Below are 19260 nucleotides of genomic sequence, written 5' to 3' on the forward strand. Positions count from 1 at the left end.
CTGGAAATAATGAAAAAATCAAACGCTATTGAAAAGAGCAGCACCTGGATGGAAAAGCTGTTTAAATGGATCTTTTCCATTTTAGGCTGGACAATATCAGGCACGGCTCCAGATAAAAAAAAATATATTATCATTGTTGCACCCCATACATCTAACCTTGATTTTTTTCTTGGGGTTGCAGTTAGGTTCGCTGTTGGGTTGAAAGCAAATTTTATGGCCAAGGAAATTTTATTTCAACCACCATGGGGATGGATTTTTTATAAGTTGGGTGGATATCCAGTGAAACGAAACAAGCACTACAACCAGGTCGATTATATCGTTAAAATTATAAATGAAACGGATCGATTTGTTTTGGCAATCGCACCGGAAGGAACTCGTTCAAACCCAGGGCAATGGAAAACAGGGTTTTACTGGATTGCAAAATTAGCAAGGATACCCATTGTGATGGTCTCTTTCGATTACGCTAAAAAAAATGTCGTCTTTTCAGAGCCTTTTTATACAACCGAAAATATGGAAGAAGATTTTTCAGTAATGAAAACCTTTTTTAAAGGAGTGAAAGGGGTCAATCAAGTTTTTTATAACATGGGTTAGGCTGATTTGGATTCCTCCTGTTTTTTTTCCAGAACAACATGCTTTTCCCCGTTTTCAGGTGTTGCCCCGGCATACGTCTTGGCAATATTGGCAGAATACAATAACACCTGTTTCATCAGGTCCATGAGTTCCAGGTGGATTTCAGTGGTTGCAATGGATTCCTCATTTTTCAGAACAATCCGTTTTAGATGCCTTGCCCGGTATTTTGATTCCAGATCCAGATATTTTCTTTCTTTTTTCATGATATGAAATGCCAGTTTGGGGTTTGTTTCTTTAAAGGCCGCTTCAAGGAATCTGATTTGTTTTGACACCTTGCCATGGTAGATGAGCAATTCTTCTTTTCCGGCAAAGGAAAAATCAAATTTAAGCTGCTTCTTTTTGGCAATCAGGGGCACCATATTTCTATGGATGATATCCCCCATGCTTTCCATATCCTTTACAATGGAAACCATTCCAAAGGCTTCCTCTGCCTGCTCCTTTGTAATATTTCCCTGGGCAATATGGGTAAGATAAGCACTTATTTTCTCTTCCAGAAAATCTATTTTCCTCTCACGCATATCAAGACCCTGAAGCAGGGTAAGGTCTGGAAAGACAGCATCCCTTTTTGGAATTTCTTTGAGCAGAAGCTGTACGTCCTCACCAGCACCTAATTGACGCAACATATATTTTTCATCGGAAAGAAAGGGAATGATGATCGCATCGAGCATCCGGCCCAAAATCTTTGCTATACGAGCTATTTCAGCCCGGGCCAGATCAATGGCAAGGGAGGGGGTCTCCAGCATGGCCTCTTCAATATACCATGTGGCAAGTTCCTGGGATTTGGGTTTTATTTTTTTAGGATAGATAAAATAAATAATTTTAGAAAAAAAACTGATAAAAGGTAGAAAAAACAGTCCCAGGCTCACATTGAACAGGGTATGGGCGTTGGCCAGCTGCCGTGCGGTTCCGGAATTAAATTTATCAGCCAGCGCCCGGATAAGATCGGCAAACTGGGGAATCCAAAAAATAAACAGGCATACCCCGGCAAGCTTAAACATAATGTGGGCAATGGCCACTCGTTTGGCCTCCCTGGACGCCCCAATTCCTGCGAGGGCCGCGGTAACACATGTGCCGATGTTGGCGCCGAAAATAACAGGGATGCCGCCTTCAAGAGTAATAAGGCCCTGCTGAGCCAGGACTATGAGCACACCGGTTGTGGCGCTGCTGCTCTGGACAATGGCGGTAAAGGCTGCACCAAAGACAATACCCATGAAAGGAGTTTCCAGATCCTTCATAAGGTCAATGAATGCGGGATAAGTACGGAGGGGTTTCATAACATCGCTCATCAATTTCATTCCAAAAAAAAGAATGCCGAATCCCAGAAGAATATCTCCCACAGATTTTATTTTTTCTGTTTTGCCGAACATTTTTATAAGAAATCCAATTGCCACCATCAGCAGGGCATAATCAGTGAGTTTGAATGCAATCATCTGGGCGGTAATAGTGGTACCGATGTCAGCCCCCAGTATAACCCCCATGGACTGGGCCAGATTTAAAAGACCTGCCTGGACAAAGCTGACCAGCATTACCGTTGTGGCGCTGCTTGACTGAATCACCATGGTAACAAAAGCACCCACAATAAGAGCAATAAACCGGTTACGCGTGAGGGAGGCGAGGATGGAGCGCATTTTATTGCCTGCCGTAGTTTTCATGCCATTGCTCATCTTTTCCATTCCATATAGAAAAAAAGCAAGGCCCCCGGCAAGGCCGATGAAAATATCTGTCCAGGAAAAATCTCCGGGTCCTGCTGCCCCGGCCCCGGCAATGGATACAGGCAGAAACCATAACAATGCTATCCCGGCTGTCGCCTTTATAACAAGACGTCGAGACAGGAAGCCATCTGGAATCGGTCTGTTTTTATAATTGCCTGATTTGATATTTTCAGGGGTTATTTTCATCGTCTTCCCCTTTATTGATCCAGATTTCGCCTGGACCGCCTGTTCCCATCGCCACGGTGCCGGAGTTTTGGATACCATTGATGTTTGATGTGAAAAATATATTTTCTACTATTTTTATTGAAAATAAAGAATAAAGTCAATAAATGATCAGCACTCCCTGCTCGATGCTAAACCCCTTCCACTTGCAATAACCCTGCTATTTTCCGGCGTAAGACTTTTATTTGCCAATCCTTTATGATAAACCCTATCCATATTACTGCTATGGCAAATGAAAATATATTAAAAAAAGTGGGCGTTGCATCCTTTATCATGATGGCATCTGTATTTGCCAGTCGTGTAATCGGTGTTTTCCGTGAAATGGCAATTGCAAATTTCGGCGGTATAAAAGCCGGGGTTGATGCCTATCAGATTGCGTTTATCCTTCCTGAAATCCTTAACCATATTGTTGCAAGCGGTTTTCTGTCTATCACCTTTATTCCGATATTTGCCCACTATCTTTCCTTGAACAGGGAAGATGACGGGTACAAAGTGTTTTCGATTATCATGAATGGGTTTGGACTTCTTCTTATAGGGTTTATTCTGATCACGATGATGTGGGCACCAAAGTTTGTCCATATTTTTGCCCCCGGCATTCAAGATCCCCATACGTTTGCCCTTGCTGTAAAAATGACCCGGATTATCATTCCTGCTCAATTTTTCTTTTTCAGCGGCGGACTGCTTATGGCTGTTCAGTTTGCAAAAGAAAAATTTTTCATCCCTGCCCTCGCTCCTTTGATATACAATTTAAGTATTATTCTGGGCGGACTTATTCTCGGCCCTTTCATGGGCATGGAAGGATTTGCCTGGGGAGTCCTTGCCGGAGCATTTATTGGTAATTTTGGACTTCAGCTGCTGGGGGCCAAAAAACTGGGGCTCAAATACTCTCCTATAATAAGCTTTACTCATCCTGATCTGATAAAATACATTACACTCACACTGCCTTTGATGATAGGTCTTACCATGACGTTTTCAACGGAAATCCTCTTAAAATTTTTCGGGTCCTATTTGAATGAAGGCAGTATTGCTGCCATGAATTATGCCCTCAGGGTGATGTTTGTTCTTGTGGGACTTTTCGGGCAGGCCATTGGAATTGCATCATACCCCTTCATGGCAAAACTTGCCCAGAAAGGTGACATTTTTGAATTAAACCGTCTGTTAAACAAAACATTAAAATTTATTTTTCTTGTCATTCCCTTTTCTGTGCTTTTTATTGTTTTAAGCCATGAAATCGTGACGATTCTTTTTCAAAGAGGACAATTCGATGCTCAGGCGACCTTGATAACTGCAGGGATTCTGCCGTTTTTCATGGTGGGCGCCTTTGCATTTTCAGCTCAAAATATGGTGTCAAGGGGATATTATGCCATTCAAAACACCCTTTTCCCCGCCATTTTTACAACTCTCTGCGTTGCAGTTACCCTTCCCTTGATTTTCTTTTTCATGAAAACGATGGGGGCCAAAGGAGTGGCATTAGGCTTATCGCTGTCTGTTATCATTCAGGCAGTTGTCCTGTTTGAATGCTGGAACAAAAAAAGTTCAAATACTGAAAAAAAAGACGTCTATCTGTTTTTCCTTAAAATGATCCCGATCAGCTTCATCATTGGATCTATTCTTTTTATTTCCGCTGTTGGCTTGAGGAATTTCATTGATCATTCCACACTTTTGGGTTCTTTTACGATTGCCTGCCTTATCGGAATTGAATTTTTGTCTTTGTTTTTTGTAACAGGGTTTATGTTTAAAATTCAGGAGATTCTTATTCTCTATGAAAATATTTTTAAAAGGCTTTTCCCATGGATACAAAAGCACAAATAGTCGCCCAAAAAATTAAAACATCAAAACACCTGGTTGTCTTTACCGGCGCCGGTATCTCAACGGAAAGCGGAATATCCGATTACAGAAGCCAGGGAGGCATATGGGATAAATTTAAGCCCGTATACTTTGATGAGTTCATGTCTTCTGAGGAATCAAGGATCAGATATTGGGAACAGCGGCTTGATATGGAAAAAAGCCTGTCTGTTGCCAAACCCAATAAAGGCCATATGAGCATAGCTAAATTACATGAGCTTGGAATTTTAAAGGCACTCATCACCCAGAATATTGACGGACTGCATGAAGCATCAGGGATTCCAAAAGAAAAAATTATCGAGCTTCATGGCAATACCCGGCGCGTCAGATGTATGAGCTGTAAAAAGCTGATCTCCTGGGAAAAGGCCCAGGCAATGATAGATGCCGGAGACAAGGCGCCTGTTTGTTCGTGTGGCGGTTTTCTTAAGCCGGACACGGTTTCTTTTGGCCAGGCCATGCCGGTTGAAGGAACCCAAAGGGCTGCCACGCTGTCATCAAAAAGTGATGTCTTTATTGTAGTGGGGTCCACACTTCTGGTACAACCGGCAGCTTTGATGCCTGAATATGCGAAAAATTCAGGTGCCTTTCTTGTCATCATCAACCTTTCTGAAACACCCTACGATAAAATGTGTGATGTTCTTATCAGGGGAAAGGCAGGAGATGTCTTAAAAAAAATTATGGGGCAGGTTATCTCTGAATGAAGACAACAATTTTCATAAATTAACTGGGACTCTGACCTGATTGCCAGACTTGTTTTTAAACACCAGGAACTGATTTTCTTTTCCATACAGATATAAATCGCGGGTGACTTTTACATCCTGTTTGCAATACTCAATTATCTTATCAATCCTGCCCTGCTCCCACCATTTGAGAGCCATCAGGCCGTCGGCACTCTTGCCGCACCCAAGAGTCTGTGATGCTAAATGGTCAAGAGAAAGCCGATACCCTAATCTTTCATGAACTTTTATCAGGATGTCCAGGGTGGGAAGCGAAAAAAAATCAAAGTCTGACAAGCCGGATAATACTTTATAGTCAAACTGAATAATATTAAAACCAATTACCAGGTCTAATTTTTGAAGGTCTTGACAAAGTGATTCCATATCTTTCTGGAGATATTCCTGGTACGTATCGGTTTTTGAATCATAGAGTATGGCACAGCTGACCCCCATTTTTTCAGCCTTGTTCCACCCGCCAACCTCTTTGGCAGATCTTCTGGTTTCTATATCAAGGACCCCATATCGCAAATTATCTTTATGGATTGTTTTTGAATCAAACTCTGATGTTTCTTCAGACATGGATTCAACATCTGGTTCATTGATTTTATAAACCGTTTCTTTTTCTTTACCGGATAAAATCATCTCAAGAATCTTTAAAGATGACAGCTTATCAATGGGCCGGTTTCCAGACCCGCATTTGGGAGAATGCACACAGGCCGGGCACCCTGTTTCACAATCACACGATTGGATGGCGTCAAAGGTTTTTTCAAGAAACTCTTGCGAGTGTTCAAATGCCTGCTTGGAAAATCCAAGGCCACCTGGAACACCGTCATATATAAACACGGCCGCTTTCTCTGTCTGGGAATGAAAGGGGGTGGAGATTCCCCCCAGATCATTTCTATCCGTCATCACGAGCAAGGGCATAATCCCTATGGCGGCATGCTCCAATGCATGAATCCCGCCCATAAAATGCATCCGGTCAGACTCAATTTTATCCCTGACATAATCGGGGATTTCGATCCAGAGGCCCTGGGTCTCAAACTCAAGTTTTGGCAAATCCAATGGTACGATACCTATGGATTTCTGATTAGACACAAGCCGTCTGTCATACCCTGTTACCTGTTCGGTAATTCTTAATTCTCCAAACCCGACCCTTGTGCCTTTGACCCTGCACGAATCAATCTGTTTAATAATCTTTGTAGATTTTGAAGAGCGTGCCTTTGTAAAATAATGCACATCTTTTCTCTTTGCTTCAACACTCCCCTTTTCATGGTCAAACCGGGAGATGATATAAGATTCTCCCCTGTGCAGGTAGACGGCGCCTTCATGGGTTTCAAAATAGGATCTGTGCTTATCAATCTCGCCAAGAATTTGTTTGGTCTTCTCAAGGAAAATGGGAAGACTTTTTCCGGTTCCTCTCAAATTGACATTCCTGTGGGGTGATTTCCTCGCTGCATACCACATGTCTCCCTGGCGGCTTCTTAAAAGTCTGCCGGAATACTCCAATTTTGATATGGCTTTTTGAATCGTCTTATCATTTAAGAACGGTTCAAACCGATCCAGGCTCAACTCTGCTGCTGCACACTCCAGGTGCTGTTTTAAGATGACCCTGTTCCGGGGATTGATAATTGCCTTTTCAGGCGGCATATTAAAAAAAACATCCGGGTGATTGATAAAATATTGATCCAGCGCATCTTCATGAGCTATGAGTATCAATGCCGAATCCTTGCCATCCCTGCCGACACGGCCGGCTCTCTGCCAGGTTGACATGATGGTCCCGGGATATCCTACCAATATACACAGGTCGAGATTTCCGATATCAATCCCTAATTCCAGGGCACTGGTGGACACCACAGCTAAAAGCTCTCCTGTGGCAAGTTTTTTTTCAACGGATCGTCTTTCCTCTGGTAAGAACCCTGCCCGATAGGCACTGATCCTGTCTGAAAAAGAGGCGGCTCTCCGGGATGCCCAGATCGCAATCAGTTCTGTAATTTTTCTGGATTTTGTATAACAAATCGTCCTCAAATTCCTGTGAACAGCCGAATGAATCAGGGCAATCGCTGTCTTTGCAGCCCCTTCAAGTCCTCTCATTAAAATAACATCTTTTTTCCCTACAGGAGAGCTTGAGTCATCCACGACACGGACATCAAGACCCGTTAACTTTTGGGCCAGAGATGCCGGATTTGCAATGGTGGCTGAACAGAAAATAAACACGGGACTTGCCCCGTAAAGACGGTAGATCCTTTGAAGTCTTCTGAACACCCATGCCATGTTGGAGCCCATGACACCCCGATAGGTATGGACTTCATCAATGACAATATATTTTAAATTTTTGAAAAAATCCTCCCACAAATGGTGGTGGGCCAGCAGGGCTAAATGAAGCATTTCCGGATTTGACAGCAGAATATGAGGCAATGCCTTTCTGATTTTTGATTTTTGATAGGAGGAGATGTCCCCGTCATATACGGCAGCCTTTAATTTCGGAGCGGCTGTATTTTCTATCCCTACAGCGGTCAGCAAGTGTTGAACCGTATCCAGCTGATCCCTCGCCAGCGCTTTTAAAGGAAACAGATAAAGGGCATGGGATTGTGGATTTTCAATAAGCTTGTCTATCACGGGGAGGTTATATATAAGACTTTTACCGCTGGCCGTAGGTGTCGCAATAACAGTGTGAATGCCATTACGAATCATCTCTATGGCTTTTTTCTGATGCCTGTAAAGCCGTTTAATACCTAAAAATTTCAGTATGAATGACAGATTGTTTTTCAGTTCAGGATCGGCAGAAGCAAAAATTGCCTCTCTGGGCGGAAGGGTTCTGTGGCAGACAATATCCCCTGCAAACCCTTTATAATTTTTCAGGGATTGAATATATTCATCCAGACTCACAAAATGCTCTTCCCTAATGCGGAGAGCGTCAATTCCACTGCCAGTTCTGCTGTTTTATTGGCAACATCCAGGATCGGATTAATCTCAACCAGATCCATTGAGGTGATTTTACCCGAATCTGCAAGAATCTCCATTAAAAGATGGGCTTCCCGGTAAGAAATCCCTCCGGGAACCGGTGTTCCCACTCCAGGTGCTTCAACAGGATCAAGCGCATCCATGTCTACAGTCAAATGGATTCTTTTTAAATGAACAAACTTCATCAGGGCTTTGTTGGCAACAGAACTGATACCCTGCTCATCAATATCCCGCATGGTAAATACGGTAACACCTGATTTTTTAAACCTTTCTTTCTCACTTGCATCCAGATCTCTTTGACCGATCATCACCACATTGTCAGGATGAATTTTTGCGCCGGGCCGGCCCACATTGACCAGAGAGGCGTGGCCTTCCCCGATAAGCGCAGCCAGCGGCATCCCATGGATATTTCCGGAAGGAGAGGTCTTCGGTGTATTGAAATCCCCGTGGGCATCAATCCAGATAAGCCCTGTGGGCTCATCGTTTGTGACAGCAGCAACCGTTCCCACTGCAATGGAGTGATCTCCGCCGATAAATAAGGGAAAGTGTCCTTTTTTAACAACCGCTTTACCCACTTTATATATGGACTCACAGATCAGGGTAATTTCTTTTAAATATTTATCTTCATCAATACCCTCGTCATCCTTGCCGATACTGGCATCGAAATCCCGGATGGGAATACGGATATCCCCTGTATCAACGACTTCGTGTCCCAAAGACCTGAGCCTTGGAATCAATCCTGTATACCTGACGGCCGCAGGTCCCATGTCAACCCCGCGAAGCAGCTGTCCGAAATCCATAGGAACCCCGATAATACTGATTTTTTTTGCCATTGAAATTACTCCTTAAAGATTATTTCCCGGCTTGACAGCTCATATAGCATAGAGTATGAAAACTATTCAACAAAAAGATAAACCTTCACACGTTTTCAGGAGCGCCTCATACATGACACAAAAGTACGAAATCAAAACAAAACAAACCATTGATACCATTAATCATTTGCTGGATAACGGGATAAAAAAAATCAGTGTAATTATCCGTCATTCCGAAAGATTATTCACACAAGAGCCAAAGCTGGAACCCTTCATGGGATTAACAGATGCCGGTAAGGAGTTTGCCGTTGATTTTGGCACCACCATTCGATCAAGACCCTTGCCAAAATTATCTTCCAGTTTTCTGGGAAGATGTATTGAAACTGCTTTTCTGATTGATAAAGGGTACACCAATAAAAACAACCGGGCCATCGATCATAATTGCACATATGATATGCTGGCACCTTTTTATGCAAAGGATACCCAGAAAATCATTCACCATATTAAAAAGGACGGAAATAAAAATTTTTTACGGAACTGGTTTGATAACCGTATTGATGAAAATATTATGGAAAACCCGGAAAGGACATCAGACCTTTTAACTGAATTTATGATTGAACAAATAAAAAATCTCACAGAAAACCAGATTGCCATCTGTGTCTCCCATGACTGGAATATTTTCCCTTTAAAAGAATTTAAACTGGGGCTTAAACATGAAACGGCAGGGGATGTGGGTTACCTTGACGGGATTATTTTTTTTGAAAAAAAAAATCAATACTATATTACAAGCTACCAGGCAAGCCCGGTAGTATTGTAATAAATGAAATATAGGGAGGACCTGAAGAAAACATCTTAATCAGATCATCCCTTTGACTGGATAAAACTCAAACGACCGGTCTTGGCAGTACTTTTGCCCGTTCGGCAATTTCAGGAACCTTGTGTTCCCATTCAATAGCCATCATGTGGACACCTGCCACCCCTTCCATTTCCTTGAATTCTTCGACCTGTTCCAAAGCAAAACGTATGCCTTCTTCTGCCTGGTCTCTTTTATCCACGCTTTTAAGACGCTTGATCAGGGAATCCGGGATGTCCATGCCGGGGACAAATCTTGACATGAAATTTGCCATGCCTGCATTTTTCATGGGGGTTACCCCTGCCAGGATATAGCATTTTTCATGGAGCCCCATGTCCACGACTTTCTTCATGAAATCCCTGAACTTGTCCATGTTGAAGATACACTGGGTCTGGATAAAATCAGCTCCGGCCTCTAGTTTATTGGCAAGCCTGTACACCCTGTACTCATAAGGATCGGCAAAGGGGTTGCAGGCAGCGCCGATAAACATTTTAGGCGGGACATCAATATCTTCATCATTCATGAATTTTCCTTCATCCCGCATTTTCTTTACCAGTGCAATGAGCTGCATGGAATCAATATCATGAACATTTTTTGCCTGGGGGTGGTTGCCGAATGTCTGATGATCACCGGAAAGACAGAGCATATTTCTAATACCCAGTGCGTGGGCGCCCAGTATGTCGCTCATAATGGCCAGACGGTTTCGATCCCTGCAGACCATCTGAAAATTGGGCTCAAGCCCTTCATCAACCATTAGCTTTGATGCGGCAAGAGAAGACATTCTCACAACGGCAGTCTGGTTATCGGTTATATTGACGGCATCCACATTGCCTTTCAGATATTGAAATTTTTCTGTAAGATGCTCCACATTGGCACCCTTTGGTGGACCGCATTCTCCTGTAAATGCGAAATGCCCGGCTTTCAGAACCTTTTCAAGATTACTTCCTGATTTAAGCTCACTCATTTTGGTTCTCTCCTTTGTGTTTTAAATATTTCCCTGAACCAGTTCTTCCCTGATGCTTCTTCTCGGACCGCCATCCCTTGCCGTTCTCCAGTCTTTAATGCCTTTTACACCGATGAGATCTTCCAGTTGTCCTGCATCCATTTTCTTTCTGACAATGGAATCCCAGATACATTCAGTATCCTTGTTGATTTCGCAAACGCCATTGGATGAACCGCCGCAGGGGCCATTTAAAAGACTTTTTGCACATCTGGCAACAGGGCACAGGCCGCCGAAATTATGGATGGCACAGGTACCACAGCCTGCACACCTTTCTTCCCAGACTCCGTGCTGGGTGGCACCACCAAAAAAGGTGGTGTTAACACCCGGATAAAAAGTCTGGTCTTTGTACATTTCAGATAAAAACTGAGGCCCGACGCCGCAGGCAAGGGAAATTACTGCATCATAGTCATCTACTATATCACTGATCCCTGCCACATATTCGGTGTCGCACTGCCTTTCCAAAACATGAATATCAATATCAATGTCGTTTCCTTCTTTCTTCCTGGCAATTTTCATTGAAGATGCCAGTATTTCAACTTCCTTTAACCCGCCGACATTGCAGACAGTCACGCACCCTTTGCATCCGGCGATGAGAATCTTTTTATTATCTTTAACCATCGCTAATATCTCTTGAAGAGACTTCCGATCTGCTACTATCATGATTCACCTCTATCTTTTTTAAGTTCTTTGACTTTGATTTCACGCCGCATGAGTGCTCTTAACCGGAGTGGGTCCCAACTCCCTGATTTTGTCCACCACCTCAATGGCAATCTCGGCAAACCGTGCCCCCTGTGCTGAAGAAAGATTATACATCTCCACCCTTTCAGGCTCAATACCCAGTTCTGTCAGGGTTTTTTTCACGTACTCAACCTTTCTTCTGGCCTTAAGATTACCTTCTATGTAATGACACTCGCCTTCAAGGCATCCGGCCACGTATACACCGTCCGCTCCATCTTCAATGGCATTGAGCAAATGAAGGATATCCACCCTTCCCGTGCATGGCACTTGAATAACTTTTATGTCAGCAGGATAGGATAGTCTCATGGAACCTGCCAGGTCCCCGGCTGCATAAGCTCAGTATTGACAGCAAAATGCGATGATTCTGGGTTCAAATTCTTGGGTCATCATTAACCTCCGTTGCTGGGGTCAGGCTTGCATTGTTGCGTTATTGGGTTCAATAATGCAACAATGCAAGCCTGACCCCGTCTATTTATGGTTTATGCCTCTTCAAAAAGTGCATCCGTCTTTGCCATAATCTGCTGATCTGTAAAATGATTCAGTTTGATTGCCTTACCCGGACATTCCGCCACACAGGCGCCGCATCCATGACACTCGGATGCATCAATCTGAGCATACCCATCTGCATGGATATAGGGAATTCCATAAGGACAGGTTCGAACACAGGTCAAACAAACCGCACATTTTTCAGGCGTGACCTCTGCCACAACACCGCCGACCATCAAGGAATCCCTGGAGAGAATTGTCATGGCCCTGGCAACAGACGCTCTTGCCTGTGCAATACTCTCTTCAATGGGTTTGGGATAATGGGCCAGACCCGCTACAAACAAGCCGTCTGATGCAAAATCCACCGGCCGGAGCTTTGCATGGGCTTCCACAAGGAAGCCTTCATCGTTTGTCGGCACTTTGAATTTTTCAAACAGTTTCTTATTATCGCCCGGAACAACCCCGGATGCCAGTATGACCATGTCAGGACGAATGGTTACCGCCATCTGTAGAACGTGATCAATAACGGATAACTCAAGCTCCTTGTTGGAATTTTCTCTCAAATTCGGCATTTTTTCCAGATCATACCGGATAAAAAGAACACCTATATCCCGCGCCTTCTGGTAGAGGTCTTCTCTGAAACCATATGATCTGATATCCCGGTAAACCACATAGACTCTCTTTTTATTGTCCATCATTTTAACCGCAATGGCACTTTTCAGGCTGTGGGTACAGCAGACCTTGCTGCAGTAAGGATTTTCATTATTTCTGGATCCAACGCACTGAATAAAGACAATGGCCTTTGCTTTTTCAATTCGTTCATCACCTTCCCGCAGAGCCGCATCCATATCCAGATGGGTCAATATATCCGGATGGTCGCCGTAGAGGTACTCTTGAGGCTTGTATTCCTTTCCCCCAGTAGCAAGAATGACAGCCCCGTGTTCAACAATTGTCTGTTGTCTGTTCCCATTGGTTCCATTGCTTTTTATGGTGGTAACAAAATTCCCCATAGAGCCAGTAAAAGAATCCACTTCGGAATCAAAGTACAGATTTATGGACTTGCTGACATTGGTTTTATCAATAAGATCCTCAAGGTAATTCTGTATTTTTTCTCCCTGCCAGGTGGTATTCAGACTCCTGGCAATTCCGCCAAGCTGCGCAGTATTTTCAACCAGGTGAACATCAATGCCCTGGCTGGCTGCGACAAGAGCCGCTTCCATGCCAGCCACACCGCCGCCCACCACAAGAACAGATTTTTTAATATCCAGACTGACCTGGTGCAAAGGCTCCACAAAAGCAGCTTTTGCCACAGCCATTCGAACCAGATCCTTTGCTTTTTGTGTCGCTTTTTCCGGCTCTTTCATATGGACCCAGGTATTTTGATCCCTGATATTGGCCATCTCAAACAGATATTTGTTCAGACCCGCATCCCTTATTGTCTCCTGAAACAGGGGTTCATGGGTTCTGGGTGAACAGGATGCCACCACCACCCGATTGAGCTTCTGCTCTTTGATCACCTCTTTCATATGATCCTGGGCATCCTGGGAACAGGTAAACAGATTGTCCTCTACATGGACGACCCAGGGAAGCGTTGCCGCATAGTCCCTGACTGCAGGCACATCAGCAATTCCACCGATGTTGATGCCACAATTACAGACAAATACACCGATACGGGGATTTTGACCTGAAAAATCGTTCTCAGGTGGCAGCTCTTTTGTTTTCGTCTCGCTCCATCTGCCGTCCTTCAATGCCATGGATGCTGTTGCGGCTGCGGCTGATGCCTCCATGACAGAGGCGGGAATATCCTTGGGTTCCTGAAAGGTTCCACAGACATAGACACCTTTTTTACTGGTACAGACCGGAGACAGATTATCGGTCCGGGCAAAGCCGTGATTATTGAGTTCTATGCCCATTTTGTCTGCAAGTCCCTGAGCATCTTTGTTCGGTGCCAATCCTATGGAAAGAACGACCATATCAAAAATTTCTTCAACGGTCTTTCCTGCCTCGCTGGAGTAAACAATTCTGTATTTATCACCGGGTTCTGGAAAAACAGAATGAATTCTGGACCTGACGAACCGAACCCCGCTGTCATCCTGGGCCCGGATATTGTATTTGTCAAATTCTTTTCCATGGGTTCTCATGTCCATAAAAAAGATGGCGGCATCCAATCCCTTGTCACTGTGTTCCTTTGCGATGACAGCCTGTTTGTTGGCATACATGCAGCAGACACCGGAGCAATAAGAATGATCCCCCGTGTTGATATCCCTTGAACCCACACACTGGAGCCAGGCAATCTTTTTGGGTTCCACATGATCGGAAGGCCTCACAAGGTGACCGGCATAAGGACCGGATGCTGACAGGATTCTTTCAAATTCCACACTGGTCATAATATTGGGGCTGTGTCCGTAGCAGTATGAAACCATCTGGGTGGGTTCAAAAGGTGCAAACCCCGGGGAAAGAATAATGGCACCCACGTCAATAGTATGCCTCATATCTGTCATGGAATGATCCACAGCCTTTGCAAGACAGGCGTCCACACACTGCATACACTCGGAGCAGTATCCACAGTTCAGGCATCTTGCCGCTTCTTTTTGGCCCTCTTCCTCGCCATATCCAAGTTCCACCTCATTAAAATTACCATCCCGTTTTGCCACCGAAAGCTCCGGCATCTTATACCGGCTTTCCTTGGCCATGTCTTCGGTTATCGGACGGAATTCAGGATTTTCAACCACCGGAAGCTGTCTGCCTTTTTCCATATCCAAACCTTTAAAATATTTAACTATGGATTCAGCCGCTTCCATTCCGGCTGCAATGGCACCAATGGCAACGCCCGGACCTGTCTGGACATCACCACCTGCAAACACCCCTTCTTTGTCCGTGGCAAAGGTGACGGGATTAACCTCTGTTGTGTTCCATTTGCTAATCTTCAAACCGGCAAGATCTTCTAACGCAGAAAGATCCGGGCGCTGACCGATAGCGGGAATGAGCTGATCCATTTCAATGTCATATTCACTGCCCGGCATGGGAACAGGACGCCTTCTGCCGGAAGAATCCGGCTCACCCAGTTCCATTTTAATGACCCTTAAGGCCTTGACATGGCCGTTTTCTTCAATGACTTTCTGGGGGGCTGCAAGATAAGTAATCTTAGCACCTTCGTCTTCTGCAGCACAGATTTCCTCTTCCCAGGCCGGCATTTCTTTTCTTGTCCTTCGGTACAGAATGGTGACGTCTTCCGCACCCAGTCGAACCGCAGATCTTGCCACATCAATGGCCACATTGCCGCCACCGATAATGCAGACCTTTTTGCCGACCGTTGTTGTTCCGGTCAGGTTAAGTTCTCTTAGGAAATCAACCCCCTGGCGGACCCCTTCAAGATCTTCACCCGGAATGCCAAGTTCGATACCTCTGTGAGCACCAAGGCCCAGAAAGACCGCATCATAGCCGTCAGTCATAAGGCTGTCCACGGTAAAATCCTCGCCAAGGCGGGAATTCAGCTTGAGCTCAACCCCTAAGTTGGTGACAACCTCTATATCCTTATCAAGGACTTCTCTTGGCAGGCGGTGAGCAGGGATGCCGACCCTGAGCATACCACCAGCCTGGGACAATGCTTCAAATATGGTGGCATCAACCCCCTGCTTTGCCAGGTGATAGGCAGCGGATAGCCCGGCAGGACCGGAACCGATGACAGCCACTTTTTTGCCGATCTTTTCCGAACATTTAATTTCCACTTTTCTTGCATCAAAACTGTCTGCTGCAAGACGTTTCAAATCCCGGATGGCAACCGGTTCGTCCACCTGGCAACGTCTGCAGGCATCTTCACATTCATGGGGGCAGACCCGCCCTAAGACTCCCGGCAGCGGGAGCTGTTCCATAATAATTTCCAGGGATTCTTTGTATTTGCCCTCTTTGACCATCTGGACGTACCCTTGCACATTCAGTCCGGCAGGACATGTCAAACGACACGGGGCCTTATCTTTTTTCTCTATGGCATAGCCCGATGGCATTGCCTGAGGATATAGTTTGAATGCGGCTTTTCTATCCTGAAGTTCTTCATCAAACTGGCTGGGAAGCTCAACCGGACACACATCAGAGCATTCTCCGCAGGCTGTACATTTATCAAGATCAATAAACCGTGATCTTTCCTTTAATTTAACCGTAAAATCCCCTTCTTCCCCCGTGACTTCTTCAATTTCGGTCATGGTCAAAAGCTCAATATTGAGATGACGTCCTGCTTCAACAAGTTTTGGGGATATGATACACATTGAGCAATCGTTTGTGGGAAAGGTCTTATCCAGTTGCGCCATTGTTCCGCCAATGGCTGTATTTTTATCTACGAGGTATACAAAATATCCTGAATCCGCCAGATCCAGGGATGACTGAATACCTGCTATGCCGGCACCGACTACCATTACCGACCCTCTACCTTTTTCGGCCATTTGGATACCTCCTTTTTATAGTCCCACTTCAGCCAGATCCGGCCCAAGATAGGTTCGTTCCGTGTCAGCAAGTACACCCATGGCAAGGCATATGATCGTCCACAAATGAACCACATGGTAATTGCCGCCATAATGTTCGCCAATATCTTCAATCTGAGCGTGACAATTATGGCAGGGTGCGATCACATAATTTGCACCGGTTACCGCTATCTGAGTAAATTTTGTTCTGCCATAGGCCCTTCTCTGATCGGGAAATCCGGCCTGCAAAGCACCGCCGCCGCCGCCGCAGCAATAATTGTTATCCCGGTTGGGGACAGTATCAATAAAATTTTCTTCGCCCACAGCAGTTTTAACAACAAATCTTAGATCATCTACAATTTTATTAGACCCGGTTTTTCTTCCGATATTGCAGGGATCCTGAACTGTAAATTTGGCTTTGATATCTTTATTCCAATCAGAGTTGACTTTCAGCTTACCCTCTCTGATCCACTGTGCATACAGCTCGATAATGGTTATCAATTCAAACTTATGAGGTATCTTGAATCTGCGCAATCCCTCCAGGATTGCAAAGTATGAATGCCCTCACTCAGTATTGACCACAAGAGGGCTTTTTAAATTATTGTCCACATGGTGAGCAAACTCCTCTATTATGTATTTCCATCCCTCATTATCGGCCAAAAACATGCAGTAATTTTCTCCAGCCCACATCACTGAAGGATATGTCCAATCCGCCCCCACTGTGTGAAGAATTTTCCATAAAGGCCCCATTTCCTCAGGTTCTGTCACCGGTTCTCTTGAATTCTGGTTGAGTGCCATTACAGCACCAACTCTGTCCACCGAGACCTGTAAATCCTCAAATCCCGGATGCTCTTCCCTGATTTCCTCGGCCACGTCCAGTACAGTGAATTCAAAATCATCCTTTGCAGCTCCCATGGCACTGCCGGTTCTGATATGCTGATCACATGAGCCAAGAATTCCTTTGGGCCGCTTTTCCCTGGGAACGCTTGCACGCAGATTATAAATCAATGCCGGCACATTAATTTTCATGGGGCAGGCTGACACACAACGTGCGCACATACTGCAAACCCATTTCCAATCGGTTTTCAGCACTTCATCATCCATCCCTAAGTTCAGCATTCTAATGAGCTTTCTGGGATCCATGCCAAACTGTTCTGATGCGGGACATCCACCCGTGCAGGTCCCACATGTCAGACAAAGATCAAAGTTCGCTTCCGGCACCTTCGATAGAACCTCATCTTTAAACTCAATGTCAAGTTCATCAATCTTAATTGCCTCTGCCATTTTAAAATTCTCCCTTATCTTAATTTGGCTGCATTCAGATACTGCACCAGATTATCAACGCCGCCGATGGTAATAATATGAACCCCCTGGCAGATATCTTTCAGGCTGTTTACAGTATCGGCAAAAAGCTCCATGCTTGCCTTTTTTTTATTCGGTGTTTTCATCAGGTTCTGGATAACCCACTCAGGTACAAGTCCGGATTTAAAATGGCGGTTCAAAAATTTGCCCATCCCTGCTGTTCTCAAAATCATGACTTCAGCAATGACAGGGACTTTAAAAGGTTCAACCTGCTTCATGAACCTGGCAAACTGATCCACATCAAAAATAGGCGTCGTTAAAAAATACCCCGTACCCACATTCATCATGTCTTCCATTTCTTCCATGCCGCGTTTTGGCATGTTTTTTCCCCAGGGTGTTTCAATGCCGGATCCCAAGACAAAATCAATCTTGCTGTCAAGCTCTTTTCCTTCAATAGTCACCCCTTGTTTCAAGTGATCCATAACCGATCCCAATTTTCCTGAATCAACATGGAAGAACATTGACTCCTGGAGTGTATCTCCTGCAATCCTGTAGTCTTCCGTAAATACCAGAAGATTTTCAACACCGGTCTCATGGGCAGTTGTCAAATCTTTTTGCAGCTGGAATCTATTTTTATCTCTTGTAGTGGTCTGGTAAATCGCATTCAAATTATTCTCTTTTAAAAGGCCACAGGTTTTGATGGTGTCACTCACAACACCTTCAAGTTCTATTTCCGAAACAGCTACCCCATCCACACGGCCTTTTACCCTGCTAAGGCTATCAATAATAACCCCGGGTTCTTCATCACCGAGGGGAACCTGTAATTCGGACGTCACAACAAATCTCTTTTTTTCCAAAGATTCCTTTAAATTCATGATTTGCCTCCTTTTTATTTTAATCCGAGTAATTTGGCCACTTCATCCTTAAGCTTGGGCAGGGGCAATGGCTTTGAAAAACAGACATCCGCACCGTTCTCTTTCATCTGCGCGAATTTATCATCATCCAGATATGCAGATAATACGATAATTTTAGTGTCTTTTGTTTTCTCGTTGGTCTTAATTTTTTTACAGACTTCATACCCTTTGATATCAGGCATCATAATGTCAAGAATCAAAAGGTCAGGATTAAAATGGTTCACCTGAAGTCCGGCTTCGAAACCATCCGAGGCGGAAAGAACCTCATAATTAAATTCATCTTCCTCCAGAGCCTGTACAATTGACTCAACAATGATCATATCATCGTCCACAACCAGAATCTTTTTCCTGGCGCCTTCATCTTTTTCCTCAGGGATAGGGATCCCCTGGCTTCTCATAAAGGTTTCAAGATCAGATTTTTTTATCCTGCGATGTCCGCCAACAGTACGATACGCTTTAATGTGTCCGGCTTCCACCCAGTTGATGATGGTTTTAGACGAAACATTACAGTGTTTGCTTGCGGTGAATACAGTCAACGTGTCTTCCATAACACCTCCTCATTTTAAAGATTTTAGAATTATAGTTATTATAGTTATTATATATAATTTACTT

The 19260-nt window shown here is 44.4% G+C and carries 14 protein-coding genes; 4 read left to right on the plus strand and 10 right to left on the minus strand.

From position 1 onward, the window contains the following. Nucleotides 1-9 precede the first annotated feature (9 nt). Nucleotides 10-591 carry a 1-acyl-sn-glycerol-3-phosphate acyltransferase gene (locus HGJ91_RS00185; protein ID WP_291345643.1) on the plus strand — a complete coding sequence of 194 codons (582 nt, stop codon included), beginning with the start codon at nt 10-12 and terminating at the stop codon, nt 589-591. On the opposite strand, the gene HGJ91_RS00190 is transcribed toward HGJ91_RS00185, so the two are convergent. Then, entirely contained in the window at nt 588-2528 is a 1941-nt protein-coding gene (locus tag HGJ91_RS00190) for a Na/Pi cotransporter family protein (RefSeq protein WP_291345644.1), read from the minus strand. The two genes, HGJ91_RS00185 and HGJ91_RS00190, sit on opposite strands and share 4 nt — an antisense overlap. 234 nt (nt 2529-2762) lie before the next feature. Here HGJ91_RS00190 and murJ point away from each other — a divergent pair, with 234 nt between their 5' ends. Both murJ and HGJ91_RS00200 read left to right on the plus strand, forming a co-directional pair. Next, complete coding sequence (gene murJ / locus HGJ91_RS00195) at nt 2763-4376, plus strand: murein biosynthesis integral membrane protein MurJ (protein ID WP_291345645.1); 1614 nt, start codon at nt 2763-2765, stop codon at nt 4374-4376. Further along, on the plus strand, nt 4355-5110 hold the full coding sequence (locus HGJ91_RS00200; RefSeq protein ID WP_291345646.1) for a Sir2 family NAD-dependent protein deacetylase: 756 nt from the start codon (nt 4355-4357) through the stop codon (nt 5108-5110). The genes murJ and HGJ91_RS00200 overlap by 22 nt, the downstream gene beginning before the upstream one ends. A gap of 12 nt (nt 5111-5122) precedes the next feature. Here the strand turns inward: HGJ91_RS00200 and HGJ91_RS00205 are convergent, their stop codons facing one another. Both HGJ91_RS00205 and rocF read right to left on the minus strand, forming a co-directional pair. Beyond that, nucleotides 5123-8011, minus strand: coding sequence for a DEAD/DEAH box helicase (locus HGJ91_RS00205; RefSeq protein WP_291345647.1), 2889 nt, complete (start codon nt 8009-8011; stop codon nt 5123-5125). Continuing rightward, nucleotides 8008-8919 (minus strand): arginase, encoded by a 912-nt coding sequence (gene rocF, locus HGJ91_RS00210; RefSeq protein WP_291345648.1) that lies wholly within the window; start codon nt 8917-8919, stop codon nt 8008-8010. The genes HGJ91_RS00205 and rocF overlap by 4 nt, the downstream gene beginning before the upstream one ends. A 112-nt stretch (nt 8920-9031) precedes the next feature. Between rocF and HGJ91_RS00215 the strand changes: the two genes are divergently transcribed. Beyond that, nucleotides 9032-9715, plus strand: coding sequence for a histidine phosphatase family protein (locus HGJ91_RS00215; RefSeq protein WP_291345649.1), 684 nt, complete (start codon nt 9032-9034; stop codon nt 9713-9715). Nucleotides 9716-9782: 67 nt separating this feature from the next. Here the strand turns inward: HGJ91_RS00215 and HGJ91_RS00220 are convergent, their stop codons facing one another. The 7 genes from HGJ91_RS00220 to HGJ91_RS00250 all read right to left on the minus strand — a co-directional run bounded on the left by HGJ91_RS00220 (nt 9783) and on the right by HGJ91_RS00250 (nt 19196). Then, the gene (locus HGJ91_RS00220; protein ID WP_291345650.1) at nt 9783-10715 is read right to left on the minus strand and encodes a methylenetetrahydrofolate reductase; all 933 of its coding nucleotides are present in this window, start codon (nt 10713-10715) and stop codon (nt 9783-9785) included. Between the two features lie 21 nt (nt 10716-10736). Beyond that, entirely contained in the window at nt 10737-11414 is a 678-nt protein-coding gene (locus tag HGJ91_RS00225; RefSeq protein WP_291345651.1) for a methylenetetrahydrofolate reductase C-terminal domain-containing protein, read from the minus strand. Nucleotides 11415-11453: 39 nt separating this feature from the next. Next, the gene (locus tag HGJ91_RS00230; RefSeq protein WP_291345652.1) at nt 11454-11882 is read right to left on the minus strand and encodes a hydrogenase iron-sulfur subunit; all 429 of its coding nucleotides are present in this window, start codon (nt 11880-11882) and stop codon (nt 11454-11456) included. A gap of 89 nt (nt 11883-11971) precedes the next feature. Then, nucleotides 11972-16414 carry an NAD(P)-binding protein gene (locus HGJ91_RS00235; protein WP_291345653.1) on the minus strand — a complete coding sequence of 1481 codons (4443 nt, stop codon included), beginning with the start codon at nt 16412-16414 and terminating at the stop codon, nt 11972-11974. A gap of 15 nt (nt 16415-16429) precedes the next feature. Further along, complete coding sequence (locus HGJ91_RS00240; protein WP_291345654.1) at nt 16430-17716, minus strand: (Fe-S)-binding protein; 1287 nt, start codon at nt 17714-17716, stop codon at nt 16430-16432. A 14-nt stretch (nt 17717-17730) separates the two neighbouring features. Then, on the minus strand, nt 17731-18609 hold the full coding sequence (locus HGJ91_RS00245; RefSeq protein ID WP_291345655.1) for a methylenetetrahydrofolate reductase: 879 nt from the start codon (nt 18607-18609) through the stop codon (nt 17731-17733). A 14-nt stretch (nt 18610-18623) separates the two neighbouring features. Next, entirely contained in the window at nt 18624-19196 is a 573-nt protein-coding gene (locus HGJ91_RS00250) for a response regulator (RefSeq protein WP_291345656.1), read from the minus strand. Nucleotides 19197-19260 lie beyond the last annotated feature (64 nt).

Origin of the sequence: Desulfobacula sp. (assembly GCF_014237455.1) — a bacterium.
Classification (GTDB): domain Bacteria; phylum Desulfobacterota; class Desulfobacteria; order Desulfobacterales; family Desulfobacteraceae; genus Desulfobacula.